We start from the raw sequence: 18,918 nt of genomic DNA, 5'->3' as shown, positions 1-18,918 counted from the left end.
ATCATGATGCAATGAGAATTAATAATATCTCATATCTTATCGACGCTTTCATGACCACCTACGGGCAATTATGGATAAGTATCAAATTCTTGTGCTTGATTTCTGTTAGGATTATGGTTTTTAGTGTGTCAAGTGAGCGACTGTGGACTTTTCAGCCAAATTACGCCTCTATTGGGCGAATAAAACCATAAATTACAGCGTATTAATTCTCATCACTCTGCTCGGCGTGGTGGTGCCTGCTTGGTATTATGGACAAAACACACTGATCACGCCTTTGATCTTAGGCGTTATTGCTGCGGCTCTTGCGGAAAGTGATGACAGCTTTACCGGGCGCTTGAAAGCACTCACGCTGACCTTTATCTGTTTCGCCGTTGCGGCTTTCTCTATTGAGCTTCTCTTCGATACGCCTTGGCTGTTCGCGATCGGGCTTTTTGTTTCAACCTTCTCTTTTATCATTCTCGGGGCAATTGGCCCTAAATACGCGAGTATCGCGTTTGGTTCTCTCTTGGTTGCCATCTATACCATGCTTGGTGCACACGAGAGCACCAACCTTTGGTTTCAACCGCTTCTACTGTTAACTGGCGCCGCTTGGTACTACTTCATGTCGATGATTTGGCAGATAGTGTGGCCAATGCAACCCGTGCAGCAAAACTTAGCCACGGTATTCGATCAAATCGGTAACTACATCGATTCAAAAGCGGAACTCTTCTACCCCGTTTCTGACTTGATTCCCCAGCCACACCGAATCATTGAAGCCAAACTCAACGCGAGTACCGTTAACGCACTCAACATGTGTAAAGCGACGCTGCTTAATCGCTCTAAGCGCGGACACATTGACGGCCCTAGTGACCGATTTCTTAACACCTACTTCATCGCACAAGATATTCATGAACGCGTAAGCTCTAGCCACTATCGTTATCAAGAGCTAGCAAAACACTTTGAACGCTCTGACGTGTTGTTTCGATTTAAGTATCTACTGGAAGCGCAGGCAACAGCGTGTAAAGAAGTGGCGAGCTCGTTGAAAGTTGGCGCTGAATACCAGCATGGTGACAAGTCTGTATTAGCACTCGATGAGTTGATGTCTTCGCTTAATCATCTGCACCAACAGAACAACCCAGAGTGGAAATCACTGCTGAACCAGTTGGATTACTTATTCAATAACCTAGCAACCGTTGAAAAACAGCTCTCAAATATCAGCAACCCAGATGCAGAGAAGATTGAAGAAGGTGTATTGAACGATACCAACCCTCATACTTTGACGGCAATGTGGCACAAGATCAAAGCTAACTTGCACACCGATTCTATGCTATTCCGCCACGCGATTCGCATGGCGATCACTTTGACGCTGGGCTACGGGATTATCCAGGGTCTTGATATCGAACGAGGTTATTGGATTCTACTGACGACACTGTTTGTGTGTCAGCCAAACTACAGTGCAACCCGTCAAAAACTGACGGCGCGTGTCATTGGCACGGTCGCAGGCTTATTGATCGGAGTACCGTTACTGACTTTCTTCCCGTCGCAAGAGAGCCAATTAGTGTTCATTGTGATCAGTGGCGTGATGTTCTTTGCGTTTCGAATCAATAACTACGGGTTTGCGACCGGCTTTATCACACTGCTTGTGCTCTTCTGCTTTAACCAATTAGGTGAAGGCTACGCGGTAGTATTGCCAAGGTTAGCGGATACCTTTATTGGTTGTGCTCTCGCCGTGCTTGCTGTCATTTATGTGTTACCTGATTGGCAGTCGAAGCGACTGCACAAAGTGATGGCGAATGCGCTCGATTCCAATAAGAACTATCTCGCTCAGATCATCGGCCAATACCGTGTCGGTAAGAAAGATAGCCTAAACTATCGTATCGCTCGACGTAGTGCGCATAATAATGATGCAAACCTGACTGCCGCGATCAGTAGCATGTTGGTTGAACCGGGTAAGTACCGCACCTCTGAAGATGAGAGCTTCCGATTCTTAACACTCAATCATGCTCTACTTAGCTATATCTCGGCTCTGGGTGCTCACAGAACGCGTATTGATGATGAAGCGACACACAAACTGGTGCTAGATGCGCACAGAGTAATCCACCAGCATCTCGACGCTCTAAATGATCAACTCTATTCTCATAAAGAGCATTGTGAAGTGAAAAACGCTTATGACCCGGAGCTGGATAAACGTTTGAGTGAATGGCGAGAAGAAGATGAGAATTCTGTCAAAATGGTTCTACAACAGCTCCATTTGATCTATCGAATGCTTCCAGAACTGCATACCTTAGCGACCAAGTTTGCAGTTAAGGTTAAGATCGACAAGTCGTTTGAAACAGAAGCTTCTTGAGCAACAAACAAAATACCGTAAAAACAAAAAGATAACGCCAATTGCTTATCTTTTGATCATCACAAATATTTATACATTGCTTTACCCATACCCCTAATTGGGTAGAGAAATTACTTACCTACCCTTGTGCCACAAGGGTTGAAGGCGTTTTTACATTGTAGGAATTTTCTGACTTTGATTGACCAAGCCTTAACTTTTCCTAACATTTCTCGGACAAAAAACGACCACAGGAATTTATAGTTGTCTTAGTTTCAAGAAACTTCAAACATCATTTAAAATTCACTTAATCTTGTTTGATTTCCTGAATCAGTAGACTATGCTCTAAAGAGCATATTGATTTGAACAAAGGTCACACTATGAATACACAGCAATTTGAAGCATTTAAGCAGCAAATACAGCTTCTTAGCCCACAACAATTAAAAGCACTTCAGGGTGAGATCGACGGCAACCTTGAAACAGAGAAGCCTTCTTTGCTTACTGATGAAGAATTAAACGCGCTAAATGACCTGTTCAGTTAATAGACAGACATCACTATTTTAGCTTAAGTTCACATTTTCACCGTAAATTTCATCTGTTCACCATTGCGCTCAAAATATCGTCCGCCTAGACTCATTTCATACGTCAATAAAAGGTTCTGATATGTCGATATCTGGTATTCAATCTGGTTACGCCATTATTCAGCAATCCACCAACATGGCTGAAGAAGCCGCAATCGAGCTCAACCAAGCCTCCAAACACGCTCTAGAATCCGACGACACTTTCGAAGCTAGCGATCTCAGCTTTAATCAAATAGAGCCTGAACAAGCCATTTCCTTTAAAGACAAAGAACCTGAACCTGCTTCATCTTCAACCGATTCCTTGATTAAACTGACACAAAGCGCAAGTTATAACCGCGTTGGTGCAAGTGTGGTTGATCGTCAAAACGAAGCCATCGGTAGCCTTCTCGACATTCATATCTAAATTTCGCTCAAATACAGCCTATATTTCGCGAAACTTCGCTGCTTTTTGCTTCAACAACCACACAAACTGTAACTCATTATATCAGGCGCTTGTTTCTGGTTTATTACTCGGTAGAATCAGCGCAAACCAATTTGCTGCACAAACTTTACTTCATACTATTTATGCCAAAACTAAATCTGCATCGCCGTGACTATGTTTCTATTTTAGGAGGCGACATCTCCGCAGACGAATTAGAAAAAAAGCTTCAGCCTCATTTTGAAAAGCCAGTAAATAAGCTGACACCTAGCCCCTACCTGACAGAAAAGAATCTCACACGTCGCTGGACAGCGCTCGATAATGCAGATTCACAGCAAGAACTGCTCGACCCTCATACACAAAGTCAGTTCCAAGCTTATGAGAAAAACATTGAGCACTTTATTGGCACCGTTAAAGTCCCTGTGGGAATATCTGGCCCTTTAAGAGTCAATGGCCTATTTGCTACGGGCGATTACCTCGTACCACTCGCGACCACAGAAGCTGCGCTTGTCGCGTCTTATAACCGTGGTTCTAAGCTGATTACGGCTTGTGGTGGCGCAAGTGCTATGTTGCTCAATGAAGGCGTAACACGTACTCCTGGCTTTGCATTTCAAGGATTAGTTGAAGCCGGACAGTTTGTGGCTTGGGCTGTGACTCAGTATGACCAGTTCAAGATCTTGGCAGAATCAACAACATCACACGGCAAGCTGACCGACATTAATATCAACATCGAAGGTAACCATGTTTACTTGGTGTTCGAATTTCTAACCGGAGACGCTTCTGGTCAGAATATGGTGACCATCGCAACCAATGCCGTGTTTGAGTACATTATTGAAAATACGCCAGTTAAGCCTGACCACGCTTTCCTTGATGGTAACTTGTCAGGCGATAAGAAAGCCAATACCCAAACCTTGCGCAGCGTTCGTGGTAAAAAAGTAACTGCTGAGGTTAATATCCCTGCTGAGCTTGTCGCGAAGTACCTACACACGACGCCTGAGAAGATGGTCCAGTTTGGTCAAATGACCACAGTCGGTGGCGCTTTGAGTGGTACTATCGGTATCAATGCCCATTATGCGAATGCGCTGGCGGCACTTTATATCGCTTGTGGCCAAGACGCGGCCTGTGTCGCTGAGTCAGCGATTGGTATGACGCGTATGGAACTCAACAAAGAAGGCGGTTTATACGCTAGCGTGACACTGCCTAACTTAATGGTGGGGACTGTCGGCGGTGGTACCGGCTTGCCAAGTCAAAAAGCCTGTTTAGATTTACTTGGGCTGCATGGCAACGGTAAATCACAAGCCCTAGCTGAAGTTTGTGCTGCACTGTGTTTGGCCGGTGAGCTATCGATTGTGGGCGCATTTTGTGCAGGCCACTTTTCACGAGCTCACCATAAACTAGCTCGTAAATAACCTTTATCCAATTTGGCTTGTTCGGTTTTGTCGTTCATGCAAAATCACAAGCCAATCTGAATGCGTGAGTCATAAATGGATTACTTACACTTATCTAGGGTGAGCCTTAAGCACCTCACTGCGCTGCATATTATGCTGAACACCCACAGCGTCACTCAGACCTCAGAGCAACTCTGTGTCAGCCCTTCGAGTGTAAGCAAAACCCTATCTCAGCTGCGTGACATTCTGAATGATGAGCTTTTCTATCGAGATGGTACCAAGCTTATCCCGACTCCCTTTGCTCTGAAGATAGCGCCCACCGTTCATGCAATTCTTTCCAGCATGAACGGACTGCTTCATCAGAAGAGTTTTACCCCTCAAGAGTACCAAGGCAGTTTTTCACTTTCGATGCGTGAAAGTACCTTCGAAGTATTTGCCTCTAAGATAAGTAAAATCACCACTGAACTCGCACCAAACGCGAAGCTCAACATCTATTCGAAACAACAACTTGGCTTCGATGCTTTGCTCAGTGGCAAGGTCAATTTGATCTTGTTGCCTCATGATATATCTCAGCCGCCGACCGATAACAAAGAGCTGGTTTGGGAAACAATTCTTCCAGATGAGATGGTTTGTTTGATGGGCGCACACCACCCTCTCGCTCAGCAAGAACTGACGGTAGAAGGCTACTTAGATTACAAGCACATTGGGATTTTAGATAACGAACTGTCTCAGCCTTACTTTGAACAAAACTTGGTTCAATGCCACCAACCAAGAGAGATGGCAATATCGGTCGCGGACTTCGGTGCTGCGGCTGTGTTGTGTCATCACACCCCTTTCCTTTTCACTTGCTCTAAACAGTGGGCTGAACATGCTAAACAAGCTCAGGGCTTAGTGAGCAAGCCCTTGCCTTTTGATTACGGTAAGGTGGCGTATAGCTTGGTGTGGAACAAACCCAACATGAATGATCAAGCGATCAAATGGTTGTGTGACCTGTTTTTAGATGCTTAATATTTTTAGAGACTTAATATCTTTAGAAACTTAACGTTCTTAGAAGCCTGATTGACCGCCTGAGAAACTTAAAGACTAAGTATAAACTTCAGGAGTTTGCATCGGTCTTTGGACTATGGTGTAGAGCTTATCGTGAAAGCTCTGCATCTGTTGTTCGGTACATTTCGGCCAATCTAACGCTTCGCCAATGACACCATGATGTTGAAACGCATTCAGTCGAATTCGAACATCACTTGGTAGAGTCTTCAAGTAACGCCCTACCTGTTCAATTTCGTCTTCAAGATCGCTTTTATTTGGGATATGCAGCAACCTAACTTCGTGCAGTTTTCCTTTATCTGCTAAGTAGTTAATGGTTTCAAACACCCTATGATTACCTCTACCCACTAACCATTGATGTGTTTCCGATTGCCATGATTTTAGGTCAATCATCGCGCCATCAAGATAAGGCAACACCTTGTCCCACCCTTGCAGTGACAGCGAACCATTACTATCAATAAAGCACGTGAGATGCGCTAACTGTGGATCACTTTTAATCGCTTGAAACAGTTCGATGATAAACGGCAACTGCATGGTCGCTTCACCGCCAGAAACGGTAATACCACTCAAGAAAAACTGATTATGCCTGACGAGTTCAAGCACCTCTGAGACCGTCATTGTGGTAATTTTCGGGCTCGACTTATGATCGCAGATATCAATGCACTGATCGCAGTTGGTGCAAGCTGCGGGATCCCACTTCACTTTGCCATCAATAAGACTCAGAGCACTGCTCGGACAGCCGCTAATGCAGTCACCACAATGGTTACAGTGATTGATTGTGTGTGGGTTGTGACAGGTAATACAGTCAAAGTTGCAGCCCTGAAGAAACAGCACCAAGCGGTTTCCCGGGCCATCAACACAAGAAAAGGTCAGCACACGGCTGACCTTCGCTTGTTTTTCTGTCTTATTATTTTTAACCCTAGCCATTTGAGTTGTTAGATCAGAAATTTTCATAATTCACATTGTTCGTATTCGAAACACACAACACACGTTAAAGCTATTCGTATGTCGGCGACATCTCTAAACTCGCCACGCGTGGTTTACGCTCTAATATGCCCGTGTTCTTCGCAGATTCAGCACCTAAGAAGGTGGTATTGGTGCGTGAGCCTTGTTCGTCATATTTGGCAATATCAGACAGCTTGATCATGTAACCCGTCACACGAACCAAATCGTTTGAAGCCACGTTAGCCGTAAACTCACGGTAACCCGCTTGAATCGCACCTTTACACAAGTTGAACATCGCTTCAGGGTTAGATTTCACTGTTTCGTCGATGGTCAGAATATCACTGATGCCCGAGGTGTAGAACTTATGGTGACCCGCGGTTGCACGAACGTAAGAGACTGGATCCGGTTCGGTACCATAAGGAATACGGACACCCGGCGTCACATCTTCATCTAAGCTAATACCGCCTTGAGCATGCAGCAGAGCTTTACCTTCTAATCCATATTTCACTTCAGAGCGTTCAACGATCTCAGCCAGTTTTTCAGAGATACGATGACCAAGCTGATTAGCCTGTTCATCGTGACCATAACGCCCTGATTGGCCTTCTTTCTCCATCAAGATGTTGACTGCTTCCGCCATGCCGTAAATACCGAACATTGGCGCAAAGCGATCTTCTTCGATCAAACCTTCTTTGGTTAAGAAGCCTTCGAAGAAGTTAGACTCTTCATGCAAGAAGCGGCTACGAGCGTTCATCAACTCAACCATGATGCCACTGTAGTTCGGCAATACTTGTTGTAAGAAATCAGCACTGTCCTCAGACTTCAACGCCACTTGCTTAAGGTTCATACGCACCAAGGTGTTTGAACCACCCGCTAAAGGCAGAGAGTTGTAGCAGCTCACAATACCAAAACGCTTGTCGCCGTAAGCCTCGGCATGCGCTGGATAGTTTGCAATATGTGGTTTACTGCATTCGCAGATGTTGCTCGCCGCATGACGAAGTAGATCATCAGGGGTCACGGCTGGGTCGTACATAAAGGTTAAGTTTGGCGCGATCTGCTTCAATTCAGCGTCTACACGTAAGATCGTACGGCAGATAATGTTGTCTGTCGGGCCGATATTCACATGCATAAACGCGTCTGGCAGTGTGCGATCCAACATGATCCAGAACAGCTTAATCTTTTGGTATACCTGCTCTTCCGTTAAGTCGCTCACGAAAGGCATCAACACATCATCCAACTGACCTAGGTACACCGGGATTGAAGTGACAGAAGGAACATGGTGGTAAAGGATGGTAAGCATGTTCAATGCTTCATCGAAGTTGGTTGCCGCGCTAAGCTCTAAATACTCTGAGCCTTGATGTAAGTATTTAGAATAATCTGGAAGTACATAGCGCGGCTTAAATGGGGCGTGTCCTTCAAACATGTCACACAACACACCTTGTTGTAAGGCTTGCTCTACTTCTTTGCTTACCGGCATATACGGCAGGCTGGCTTCAGCTTCTAAGGCAAGATAGCTCGACTTCTGTTTTGGTGACAGGTTGGCATCTGAAATGATATTGCTAAAGCGTTGTTGTTGCTCTGAAAGTGGTGAAGAAGTAGATGGCGCAGATTGGTGGCTCATGATTAAACCCTTAGTGTTATTATGGGCTTATTTTATATCTCACCGCTATATTTCCACTAATGAAATGTATGCAAGACTATATTTCCAAAATGGAAATAAGTGATTTGTAAATTAGGGGTGTTGAGTTTTCTATGAGCGAGATGGGAAATAGAGAAACCAGAGTTAATAGTGAAGAAATGAGAAAGCGCTAAGTCGTTGTGTTTAAAACGATAGCGCCAAAAAGAGAAAACCCACATAACTGACGTTAAAGTCGTTAATGTGGGTTTAGTAGTTTAAATGAGCATTCTGAATGCTAGCTCAAGGCATACACACGATTACAGATCTGGAAGCGCTTGTTTACGTCCAACACCCATCAATACCTTTAACTCTCCTTGTGGAGTGTCAATCGAGAACGGTGTGGAGACTTCAACGACTGCAAAACCCGCTGCACTCAATACGTTTTCTGAGCGCTGTTGGCTTACACCGTAGTCTTCACTGTCGCTTTCCAAGTACCAATCCCAGTGTACAAACGTGCCGTCGTTTTCAAGCAGCGTGTAAATCAGACTGACTGTGTCTTGTAGGTTCGGGATAAAACCACATACCGAAGAGGCTACCACTAGGTCAAACTGGTTTCTGAATGCTGGATGCTGCGCTGCAAGTCCGCGAGATAAAATGTCAACTACCGGTTCAACGTTAGGTAACTCTTTCTTATCTAACTCTTCAATCATCCCTTCAGAGATATCAAGTGCGATGATCTCTTTTGCGAAAGGAGATATTTTCTGGCTGAGTAGTCCTGTACCACAACCAAAATCAAGGACACGGGTTCCGTTTAAATCAACGAGCTGTGTTAACTGGTCAAATACGGACTGTGCGAATACTGCGGTCGCGGGATCTTTATCCCAATCAACGGCGTATTCGTCCCATTGTTTCGCCATCATGGCCTCCATCTTTACTTCTTGTAGGTTCGGAACTTCCCCAGAGTAAACCAAATTAGTCAATTCGTCATAGAGTTATCATGCAAAGATGGACTATTTCTAAGATAGTCAGCACAATATTCAGATAATATGCACCGACCCCCGCTCAATATGGAAATGAAATGAACCTTTCTCAAGTCCAAGCCTTTTGTTCCGTTGCTGATTTAGGATCAGTTTCTGAAGCTGCACGCCAGTTAGAATGCAACCGAACCAAACTCAGCATGTCGATTAAAGCCTTGGAAAAAGAGTTAGATGTCGGGCTGTTCGTCCGCAGCGGAAACCACGTTGAGCTTTCAGAAGCGGGTAAAGCGATTTACAAAGATTGCGAAGGCATGTTGGTGACAGCCGCGCGTATTAAACAAACCTGCTTGCATGTTTCGGGTGAATTCAACGCGGAGATTTGGATAGCACGAGATGACTCCCTACCCGATGAAATGTGGCAGGACTTATCTCACGCATTAAACAACAAATACCCTTCTACCTCATTCAACTTCGTTCTCGCGTCGAGCGGTGACTTAGCTAACCTAGTTGAAACTCAGCAAGTCGACTTCGCATTTGGTGTCGATTACGAACGTGTCGATGACCCAAGAATTATCTACAATCCGCTTGGTAAAATTCGAATGATGTCTGTATGTAAGAAAGGCCATGATTTAAGTGCGATGCGACGAGTGTCTGATGAGGTACTGAGAAATTCGATGCAAGCGACCATGGTTTATCTTAATGAAAAGGATAATCCTGAGCTTGAGCCCTTCTCGCGTCGTTACATTGGCTTCTCTAGCTTCGACTTTATGTTGGATACGATTTTACGTGAAGAGGCGTGGGGCGTAATGCCAGAGCCATTGATTCGCCATTTACTGCGTGAACAAGAGCTTGCAGTGATCAAACACACCTACGGTTTAACGCAAGAAGATTACTGTATGTTTACCGCAGCTGGCATGGCAGAGCACCCAGGAATGAATTGGTTAGCCGACCAGCTTAGTGATTATTTGTTTGATTTCTAGCTCGCGTTTATTGCTTATCGTCGATAACAAAGGGAAAAACCACAAACAGCACTACTCCTAAAAGACCATCACGTGATCCACTAAGTAGCGTCCGTCTTCTTCAACCAATACCATTTCGGCGACAAACTCACCTTTGGCGATGGTGTAAGCTTGTTTCCACACAAAAGCGATGGAGTCTGAACGTCTAAACAGCGCAACTGGCTCACGCTCAGCAAAAAAGCCATTACTATGCTGATAATGGTGACACACCTTCTCTAAATATTCCGGCGTAACAATGTCTTTCATTCTTTGAGTAAAGTCTCGACAGTGCTGCTCATGATCAACCTTAGTTGAACCATCCATCAGATTATCCATGATCGGGTTAGCAATCGCCCACAACTCGTTATCACTGATATCGTCAAACTTCATATTGATTCACTCCTTGTCCATCACAGTCGCAGTTCAATCTAGAAGACCAATAAAACCTTAGCGACTAATGTATTTTATTAATCATAAACGATCCTATTTCAGTTGCACACCATCCCAAAAAAACACTCAACGTCAACTTTATTGACACCTTAAATTTAACTTAAGCCACTGAATTTAATGAATTTATACATTTTACTTAAATAATACATATAAACGTCATCAGATAAAGTTTGTAAAGTTAGCTCAATATTAGAACAATGAAGTTATCAAAAACATCTGGAAAATATTATGTGTGACAGGAAAAGCCAAAACGAAAATCGAGTTCTATTGTTCTCAGCCCTTTTAGCATCAGGCTTCGCAATTGGCGGATTGGTGTTGGGTCTTCTCGTCGGCTCTCTGGTCATAGTATTTGACGGTGTCTATTCTCTTATCAGCTTACTGTTAACTTTATTGTCACTAGCTGCTTCAAAATACATTAACCGCCCTTCAGATAGAGAGTTCCCGTTCGGTCGAGCTATCATCGAGCCGATTGTGATTGCGATTAAAGCCGTTGTGATTCTGCTTGTGGTTGGTTATTCACTTTACTCTGCGATTGGTGCCCTAATGACGGGTGGTCGTGAAGTTGATGCTTCTATCGCAACTCTGTTTGGTATTTTCAACGTACTGGGTTGTGGTTACGCTTGGTGGTACATCGCGAATAAGAGTAAACGTATTTCTTCAGGTCTGATTCAGGCTGAGTCTAAACAGTGGCAGATGGATACGCTGCTGAGTGTAGCGGTAACAGCGGGTTTCGTAGCCGCTTGGTTAATTACTTTTTCACCTCTTGCGGCTTACGCAGTGTATGCAGACCCGATGATGATGTTACTAATGTCTTTCTACTTCATCAAAGTACCTTTCGACATGTTACGTGAAGCAATGCGCGAACTGCTTATGATGTCGGCAAACAAAGATATTTGTGATGCGGTCGATAAGAACGTTGTCGCGGTAGACAAAGAAGCGGAGCAAGATTTGGAGCTAATGGGTGTGACTAAGGTTGGTCCAGAATTACGAATCAATGTTGATATTCATACCAACGACCAACAAGCGATTGCGGTCGATGATATTGAACGTACGCGCCGCCAACTTAAGCGACGCCTATCGAAGATGCCATATGAGCTTCAATTGAACCTCAATGTCGCGAGCTAAGCTTTCACCTAGTAAATGACGCTGGGTACATAAGCGCAAATTAAGACTGAGATTGAACCTTTTTAGAAGCCGACGCCTTTGCCGTCGGCTTTTCTCTTGTTACCCACCAGCAAGCCAGTGAACCAACAGTTACCATACATACGCCTTGCCAAAACGTCATGGTCAATGACAAACCCAAAATCACCGAGGAAAGCAGCGTCGCGAAGATTGGCGTAAAGTACGACATGGTTGCCAAAAACACCATGTTGCCACCAAGAATCGCCGTGTTCCAAAGTGCGTAGCCTGCCCCCATGCAAGCGCCAGCTAATGCTAAATCAATCGCCGCACTGGTTGTCATCACCATGCCGGTTTCATCACTCAATGCGTATTTGATCCACAAAGTGATCGCTGTAGCGATAAAGAAAAGCACAATCGCATTCTGCCCTTTCGCGACACGCTGGGTGTAGTTGCAGTAAACAGCCCAAATAATCGCACCAAAAAACGCCATAGAATAGGTTTTAGGGTTGGTCGCAATGTTGGCAGCAATTTGGTCGACAGAGAGACCTTGGTCACCGCTGATGCTCCAAGCCACACCAAAGAATGCCAAGAAGATACTTGGATAAACCAGCCAGTTAATCTTCTTGTCGCTCAGCAGCACCGCAAATAACACCGTCAGTGCTGGCCATAGATAGTTGATTACCGCCATCTCTATCGCTTGATGTCGGCTGTTCGCCATTCCCAATGCCAGAGCCAAGAAGATCTCATAACAAACGAACAAGGCGCCGCCAATCAGCAAGTAAGACTTAGAAAAGCGTGAAAGCTTAGGTAACCCCATAACACAAACCAACAATAGCGAACTCACCGTATAAAGGCTGGCCGCGCCACCAATTGGACCTAGCTGTTCTGAGACACTACGAGACAGAGCAATCAAGCAGCTCCATAGTAAAATGGCGATAATACCGTAGCAGCTATAACGATGAGATTTCAGCACGCCTTTTCCTTTATCTGTTTTGGTGGTCACTCTATGGTTAAACCAAGTTCAAAATAATTGGCCGAGTACATTTTCGTACTCGGCCATCAACAATTTATTTACAAAGCATTGGTCGATTAACGAAATCAACCGATTGTGATTGTGTATTCGCTAGTGGCGGTCAGTTGTTAACTATTGACTACGCCAGCAGTAGAGCTTGCAAGTCAGCCAGAGACTTCACTTGATAGTGAGGATTGATGCCTGCTGGCGTTGCCTTTTCTTGACTGTTTAACCAACACGTTTCGATGCCAAAGTCTAACCCACCTAGAATATCGGAATGTGGGTTATCCCCGACCATCAATATTCTTTGCTTCGATGGCAATCCAACCAGCTTATGCGCATACTCAAAAATCTCGGCATCCGGCTTGGCTACCCCAACCTCTTCAGAAATGATCACGTGATCAAAGTAGTCCGTCATTCCTGTGCGCTCTAATCGGATTGACTGCAGCTCTGTAAAACCGTTAGTGATGATGCCCATGTTCACTTTGCCTTTTAAAGACTCCACCAACTCTTGTGCACCCGGTAATAAAGAACAGATGTCCGCCATCGCCGTTAAAAATGCACTGTTTAAAGCAGCCGTTGTTGTCTCTAGTTTCTCAGCCCAGCTTTCAAAGCGTGTGTGTTTCAGTTGGTCGGCGGTAATGCGACCATCTTGGTAATCGACCCAAAGTGGTAAGTTAACCTTTTGATAAGCAGAATAATCCTGTTCGCTGAAGTCCACACCAAAACGAGAAAACATCAGCTTCATTCCCTGATAAGCATCAAAATGGAACAAGGTTTCGTCTGCATCAAAGAATATCCAATCGTACTTCATTTTATTTCCTATTATTCGCGCTGTTTAGCACTGCCTACACTGTTTTTTTCGTTGTTCTTATCGCGGCCTAAAACGGCGAAGCATCACTTTACCCTCAAATTTGTGAGCCTGTATATAAATCTAATAATTTATAGAAAACAAGTCGCAAGTCATGATGTATCGCAAATTTTGCCACATATTAAACCAATACCATACAAGAAACACACGTACTGTACCGGGAGGTATTATGAAGCACTTTTTACCGTCATCTGTCATGCTCACCCCTTTTCTTGTCAAATACTATGATGAGGAGCCAGAAGACACCCTTGATTCTGAAGAGTCGCAAGATTCTCAAATGGAATGCAGTGATGACTCAGATAAAACGTCGACACCAGCCTAACCAAAACAGCTTTCAATGAAAAACCTTAATTTTCATTGTTATAGAGCATCATTCTGCTCTTGGTGGAGCCAATTTATCGCTAATCACTACTGACAAAGAACACAGCCAAAAACCATGAAAACGATTGCTATATGAGCCTTATCACAACGACTAGCCACAAAGTGGTAGTTCGGAATCAAAGTTGTTCCAGATCAATGGTCAACCACTTGAATGCCGACAACATGTAGGAAATTAAAAATCATAATTAACGGAGTTTTCCAATGTCTACTGCATTTTACATCCCTACAATCAACTTCATGGGTACTGGCTGTTTGAAAGATGCTGCTGATAGCATTCAGTCTCAAGGATTCAAAAAAGGTCTGATCGTTACTGATAAGATCCTGAATCAAATTGGCGTAGTTAAGCAGGTACAAGATCTTCTTAGCCAGCGTGGCGTAGACGCAGTTATATTCGACGGTACTCAACCAAACCCAACCATTACTAACGTGAATGATGGCCTTGAATTGCTGACTGACAACAATTGTGATTTTGTTGTTTCTCTAGGTGGCGGTTCTCCACATGACTGTGCAAAAGGTATCGCTCTGGTTGCTTCTAACGGCGGCAAGATTGCTGATTACGAAGGCGTAGACCAATCTGAAAAGCCAATGATGCCACTGATTGCTATTAACACCACGGCTGGTACTGCATCTGAAATGACGCGCTTCTGCATCATTACTGATGAAGCTCGCCACATCAAGATGGCTATTGTGGATAAGCACACAACACCACTAATCTCAGTAAACGATCCTGAGTTGATGCTTGCTAAACCTGCATCACTAACTGCTGCAACAGGCATGGACGCGTTAACGCACGCAATCGAAGCTTATGTTTCTATCGCAGCAACGCCAATTACAGACGCTGTAGCAATTAAAGCAATCGAGCTTGTGCAAGCACACCTAAGAACAGCGGTAGCGCACGGCGAAGACATTGAAGCTCGTGAGCAAATGGCTTACGCGCAGTTTATGGCGGGTATGGCTTTCAACAACGCTTCACTAGGTTACGTTCACGCAATGGCGCACCAACTGGGCGGTTTCTACGACCTTCCTCACGGTGTATGTAACGCTATCTTGCTTCCCCACGTTCAACGCTACAACGCACAAGTTTGTCCTGAGCGTCTGCGTGATGTGGCAAAAGCAATGGGTGTGAATGTTGAAGGTATGACAGCAGAGCAAGGCGCAGAAGCAGCAATCAACGCGATTGTTCAACTTGCAAACGACGTGAACATCCCAACAGGTATCGCGCAACTTGGTGCGAAACTAGAAGATATCCCAACGCTGTCTGACAATGCACTGAAAGATGCTTGTGGTTTCACTAACCCTAAACAAGCGACACACGAAGAGATCTCAGCAATCTTCGAAGCGGCAATGTAATCTAGATACAAGTCACTTCTTATAGCTAACACAAACGGGCTCACCTCTGAGCCCGTTTTCTTTTTTCTGTCCGATGCCTTTCAAATCTTTTCCTTCTCCACTAGCCGCTAATCACTAATCACTAATCACTAATCACTAAAAAGTCGCATTGTTGCAATCGCTTAGTTATAGTTAAACTATTGATATATAGAATGACAAACAGGTTCCATTGAGTCGTAAGATAGCTAGCACCTCATTATTAGCATCACTTCTTGCTTACTCCGCTCAAGCAGAGGAGCAAAATGAGTGCCACAGTCAGCCGTTAGAAGACGCCCCTGTCGAAAAAGCTTACCATTTCCTGAACAGTAAATTTTGCCAACCCGCTCTGTGGTTTGACAGTTTTTTTGTTGATGACCGCATTACCGAAGATGCCAGAGCTGGCACGTCCGTCCGTTGGTATAACGATTTTATTTACTCGGAAGGTGGCGAGGTCGACTACTCAACAAAACTCAAGGCGCGTCTGCATCTTCCCTTTGTGAGTAAACGCCTAAAGTTGATCTACGAATCTGTCAGCGATGAAGAGTTCTTGGATTTTTTCCCGAATGATTCAGATGAATTGGACAGTGCGTTAGGCCTGCGTTACGACGCTTATGCCAAAGGTTATAGCAGCTTCAATATTAAGGCGACATTACGACCGCGTATTGAAGCTCGCTATCGTTTTACCTACCCTCTCACAACCGATGTGGTATTCAGACTTACCCAGCAGGTATATCAAGAAAAACAAGAAACTGGCGAGATCACTGACGTCGATTTTGATCTTTCTTTAAGTGATGATTTCTTGGCTCGATGGTCAAGCTTTGCAGGGTACAACGACGATCTCAAAGGTTGGAACTATGGTACGGGATTAACCTTGTATCACTACCTTGCCCAAGACCAAGCACTTCAATATAGCGCTACAATTAATGCAACGGATGAGCCTCATAACCATTACGAATACGCTCAGGTTTCGGTTACCTACCGACAAAACGTATGGAAAGAGTGGCTGTTCTACGAACTCATCCCTCGCTATCAATGGGAGCGAGAACCCCATGAGAAACATACGGAAGAAGCCAACATCACCCTTCGGCTTGAAGTCCTGTTCAATAATGTGTAGCTCTATAATGTCTAGTTCAACAACATATAGTTCAACAGTATCTAGCTCAACAACGCCTAGTTAGTTTTTGAGATATAAGCATCGAGAGATAAGAACAGAGGCACAAAAAAAGCACATCATACGATGTGCTTTTCAGTTCGATCAAAGCTTAAACTGCAATCTTAACCTTTGTAATTTCTTACTCGCGCCGCTTCTGCTTCACGTTTATCGACAACCGTCTTACCGATTGGCGCCAGCGAGATAACCGCGAGCTTAAGGTGTTGAATCGCGAACGGAATACCGATGATGGTAATGAAACACGCCACAGCTGACATGATGTGACCGATTGCTAGCCAGATACCCGCAAATAAGAACCAAATCACGTTACCAATCACGCCTAGCGGGCTCGTACCGATGTCCATTTCATTGGTCAGCTCGTCACGCGAAATCGCTTCCTGACCAAATGGGAAGAATGAGAAGTTACCCATAACAAAACACGCTCTACCCCATGGAATACCAACGATGGTAAGGAATGCGAGCAGTCCGAAGAACCACCAAGCTAGTCCCATAAATACGCCACCGAACAGAAACCAAATGATGTTTCCTATTGTTTTCATTCTGTATTCTCCAAATCTTGTAATACTGTTTATTTCATATGCCGAGTATGGCAATACTTGTTCTAATAGGTTCATTATTGTTGAACCTTTATGAACCGTTTATGAATCACTTACACTTTATGTGATTGATACACGCCACGAAACGCCAAATCCGTATAGGGCTCATCGATTTTATTTGATACCATGCTCTTAGATTTTTAGTACCACAAAGCTAAACAGCTACAATAGCTACAACAACTAATTGAAGGCCGAATTTATGAACAACACTGAGCAACCTAAAAAGAAAATGAAAAACTGGGTGCCAATCGTCTTCTTCGGACTTCTCAGCACAGTCCCAGTGTTCATGTTCTTAGTCGACGTGTACATCAACCAGTATATGTAACAGAGCCGGACATCCTAGTTATATAAATGGATATAAGAACCCTTTCCTGTATCCATTTCAGTTCCAATTAGATCAGTTCTTCTTCAGTCAGCTCTTCTGTAATCAACTCAACTCTTCCGTGATCAAATCAACTCTTCGTTAATCAAATCAGCTCTTCGCTAATAAAATCTAGAATGTCTATCAGCTCATGGTCAGGCAAGTTTAATAAGTTATCCCCTACATACCATTCAATCTTACATTGGTTTGGCAACTCACTGATCGCTGGGTTTCCTATCCAAATCTTGTGTTTCTTCGCGATGTTATCTCTCACAATAATGCCGTCTTCATAGCTCACAGGTAAATATAGGTGAAGCATGTTGACCTGCGGTTGCTGCGGGTTAACCGTGAACTGAGGATAATCGAGTAAGATTTGGTAGATCTGTTTTGTTCGCTCAAACAGTGATGGCATCAACTCTAATCGCTCATCAAACTGCATTGCCGCTGAAACCACATAAGGCGTTCGGTGATAAACATTGCCGCCTTGACGCTTCATCCACGCAGATGCTTTCGCCACAAAGGCTTTATCACCCAGTAACAATGAACCACCGAGGCCGTTCAGCCCCTTATAAAGCGAAACATAGGCACTATCAAAACCCTTAGCAATTTCGCTGTATGGTTTTTGGTAATACGCGCCGCATTCCCACAAACGCGCACCATCCATATGAAGGTGAATTGATTGTTCTTTGCAGTACTGCTTGATCGCTTCAAGCTCATCCCATTCTGGTAATTGGCCGCCAATTTCACGCATGGGTAATTCATATAGAGCGGCTGCAATCTCATCAGGCCACGCCTTTAAGTCATCAACATTCCAAGTACGAAATACGTTGCCGACTGGAAGTACGTTGAAGCGGTTTTGGAGCTGATACCCTTGGCGTTCATGACGCATAATATGACTCGATTCATGCATCGCCACTACTGGGTTTCTTTTCTCTTGGCACGCAATTTCTAATGCTGTTGGTTGATTCATGGTGCCAGTAATCACAAATACAGCCGCTTCATAACCTAGCAGTTCCGCGACTTTGTTTTCGAAGCTCTCGATAAACTCACCATCGCCGTAGCTATCATGGCTCACATTATGTGCCTCACACCATTCAGCCATCTGAGCGAATGTTTGTGCTGGAGTCGGTTCTAGGTGACCGGAAAGCAACAAATCACATTGTTGACGCAAGTCCATGCTCATAGTTTTTCCTTTATTCATTATCGTTCTATGTAGGGTTATTGGATTATTTACGTTACCCACCAACGGTGACATAAAATGCCCATATTCGCTTTTACTATTCGTGAATAATTAGTTTTACGTAAGCGTGTCATGAAC

General features: G+C 44.2%; 19 protein-coding genes. 11 read left to right on the top strand and 8 right to left on the bottom strand.

Annotated elements, in window-relative coordinates; all coding sequences use genetic code 11:
* Window positions 1-142 precede the first annotated feature (142 nt).
* The 5 genes from yccS (at window position 143) to AB4167_RS15175 (ending at window position 5,697) form a co-directional block, all read left to right on the top strand.
* Window positions 143-2,326, top strand: coding sequence for a YccS family putative transporter (gene yccS / locus AB4167_RS15195; protein ID WP_372136716.1), 2,184 nt, complete (start codon window positions 143-145; stop codon window positions 2,324-2,326).
* A gap of 332 nt (window positions 2,327-2,658) precedes the next feature.
* A complete protein-coding gene (locus tag AB4167_RS15190; RefSeq protein WP_029235859.1) occupies window positions 2,659-2,844 on the top strand; it encodes a hypothetical protein in 186 nt (61 codons plus the stop codon).
* 121 nt (window positions 2,845-2,965) lie between these two features.
* The gene (locus AB4167_RS15185; protein ID WP_017060893.1) at window positions 2,966-3,286 is read left to right on the top strand and encodes a hypothetical protein; all 321 of its coding nucleotides are present in this window, start codon (window positions 2,966-2,968) and stop codon (window positions 3,284-3,286) included.
* A gap of 161 nt (window positions 3,287-3,447) precedes the next feature.
* Window positions 3,448-4,710 carry a hydroxymethylglutaryl-CoA reductase gene (locus tag AB4167_RS15180; protein WP_029235254.1) on the top strand — a complete coding sequence of 421 codons (1,263 nt, stop codon included), beginning with the start codon at window positions 3,448-3,450 and terminating at the stop codon, window positions 4,708-4,710.
* A gap of 75 nt (window positions 4,711-4,785) precedes the next feature.
* Entirely contained in the window at window positions 4,786-5,697 is a 912-nt protein-coding gene (locus tag AB4167_RS15175) for a LysR family transcriptional regulator (RefSeq protein ID WP_136982149.1), read from the top strand.
* A 75-nt stretch (window positions 5,698-5,772) separates the two neighbouring features.
* On the opposite strand, the gene AB4167_RS15170 is transcribed toward AB4167_RS15175, so the two are convergent.
* From AB4167_RS15170 to AB4167_RS15160, 3 genes are all read right to left on the bottom strand, one after another.
* Window positions 5,773-6,687: a YjjW family glycine radical enzyme activase gene (locus tag AB4167_RS15170; RefSeq protein WP_136982150.1), complete on the bottom strand. Its 915-nt coding sequence runs from the start codon at window positions 6,685-6,687 to the stop codon at window positions 5,773-5,775.
* A 43-nt stretch (window positions 6,688-6,730) separates the two neighbouring features.
* Window positions 6,731-8,296 carry a YjjI family glycine radical enzyme gene (locus tag AB4167_RS15165; protein ID WP_372136715.1) on the bottom strand — a complete coding sequence of 522 codons (1,566 nt, stop codon included), beginning with the start codon at window positions 8,294-8,296 and terminating at the stop codon, window positions 6,731-6,733.
* A gap of 314 nt (window positions 8,297-8,610) precedes the next feature.
* Window positions 8,611-9,210 (bottom strand): class I SAM-dependent methyltransferase, encoded by a 600-nt coding sequence (locus AB4167_RS15160; RefSeq protein ID WP_048608752.1) that lies wholly within the window; start codon window positions 9,208-9,210, stop codon window positions 8,611-8,613.
* Window positions 9,211-9,371: 161 nt separating this feature from the next.
* Between AB4167_RS15160 and AB4167_RS15155 the strand changes: the two genes are divergently transcribed.
* Window positions 9,372-10,250, top strand: a complete 879-nt coding sequence (locus AB4167_RS15155; RefSeq protein WP_102393565.1) for a LysR family transcriptional regulator — start codon at window positions 9,372-9,374, stop codon at window positions 10,248-10,250.
* Between the two features lie 57 nt (window positions 10,251-10,307).
* Here the strand turns inward: AB4167_RS15155 and AB4167_RS15150 are convergent, their stop codons facing one another.
* Window positions 10,308-10,658, bottom strand: coding sequence for a hypothetical protein (locus AB4167_RS15150; RefSeq protein WP_048616886.1), 351 nt, complete (start codon window positions 10,656-10,658; stop codon window positions 10,308-10,310).
* A 288-nt stretch (window positions 10,659-10,946) separates the two neighbouring features.
* On the opposite strand from AB4167_RS15150, the gene AB4167_RS15145 reads away from it, so the two are divergent.
* Window positions 10,947-11,843, top strand: a complete 897-nt coding sequence (locus AB4167_RS15145) for a cation diffusion facilitator family transporter (protein WP_048616887.1) — start codon at window positions 10,947-10,949, stop codon at window positions 11,841-11,843.
* A gap of 40 nt (window positions 11,844-11,883) precedes the next feature.
* Here the strand turns inward: AB4167_RS15145 and yddG are convergent, their stop codons facing one another.
* Together yddG and yjjG are read right to left on the bottom strand one after the other, a co-directional pair.
* Window positions 11,884-12,813, bottom strand: coding sequence for an aromatic amino acid DMT transporter YddG (gene yddG, locus AB4167_RS15140; protein ID WP_048608759.1), 930 nt, complete (start codon window positions 12,811-12,813; stop codon window positions 11,884-11,886).
* Window positions 12,814-12,991: 178 nt separating this feature from the next.
* A complete protein-coding gene (gene yjjG / locus AB4167_RS15135; protein ID WP_004730231.1) occupies window positions 12,992-13,666 on the bottom strand; it encodes a pyrimidine 5'-nucleotidase in 675 nt (224 codons plus the stop codon).
* A gap of 226 nt (window positions 13,667-13,892) precedes the next feature.
* Here yjjG and AB4167_RS15130 point away from each other — a divergent pair, with 226 nt between their 5' ends.
* The 3 genes from AB4167_RS15130 to AB4167_RS15120 all read left to right on the top strand — a co-directional run bounded on the left by AB4167_RS15130 (window position 13,893) and on the right by AB4167_RS15120 (window position 16,586).
* On the top strand, window positions 13,893-14,045 hold the full coding sequence (locus AB4167_RS15130; RefSeq protein ID WP_197275650.1) for a hypothetical protein: 153 nt from the start codon (window positions 13,893-13,895) through the stop codon (window positions 14,043-14,045).
* Window positions 14,046-14,305: 260 nt separating this feature from the next.
* A complete protein-coding gene (gene yiaY / locus AB4167_RS15125) occupies window positions 14,306-15,454 on the top strand; it encodes an L-threonine dehydrogenase (protein ID WP_004730228.1) in 1,149 nt (382 codons plus the stop codon).
* A gap of 208 nt (window positions 15,455-15,662) precedes the next feature.
* The gene (locus AB4167_RS15120; RefSeq protein ID WP_372136714.1) at window positions 15,663-16,586 is read left to right on the top strand and encodes a hypothetical protein; all 924 of its coding nucleotides are present in this window, start codon (window positions 15,663-15,665) and stop codon (window positions 16,584-16,586) included.
* 161 nt (window positions 16,587-16,747) lie between these two features.
* Here the strand turns inward: AB4167_RS15120 and AB4167_RS15115 are convergent, their stop codons facing one another.
* The gene (locus AB4167_RS15115; protein ID WP_004730224.1) at window positions 16,748-17,182 is read right to left on the bottom strand and encodes a YccF domain-containing protein; all 435 of its coding nucleotides are present in this window, start codon (window positions 17,180-17,182) and stop codon (window positions 16,748-16,750) included.
* A gap of 256 nt (window positions 17,183-17,438) precedes the next feature.
* Between AB4167_RS15115 and AB4167_RS15110 the strand changes: the two genes are divergently transcribed.
* Window positions 17,439-17,564, top strand: a complete 126-nt coding sequence (locus AB4167_RS15110) for a hypothetical protein (RefSeq protein ID WP_017060906.1) — start codon at window positions 17,439-17,441, stop codon at window positions 17,562-17,564.
* A gap of 142 nt (window positions 17,565-17,706) precedes the next feature.
* On the opposite strand, the gene AB4167_RS15105 is transcribed toward AB4167_RS15110, so the two are convergent.
* Complete coding sequence (locus AB4167_RS15105) at window positions 17,707-18,783, bottom strand: low specificity L-threonine aldolase (protein WP_004730223.1); 1,077 nt, start codon at window positions 18,781-18,783, stop codon at window positions 17,707-17,709.
* Window positions 18,784-18,918: the final 135 nt, after the last annotated feature.

The organism is Vibrio sp. 10N.286.49.E11 (assembly GCF_041469505.1).
Classification (GTDB): domain Bacteria; phylum Pseudomonadota; class Gammaproteobacteria; order Enterobacterales; family Vibrionaceae; genus Vibrio; species Vibrio crassostreae_C.
Note: the sequence above shows the minus strand (reverse complement) of the source record. Positions and strands in the feature narration are given on the sequence as shown.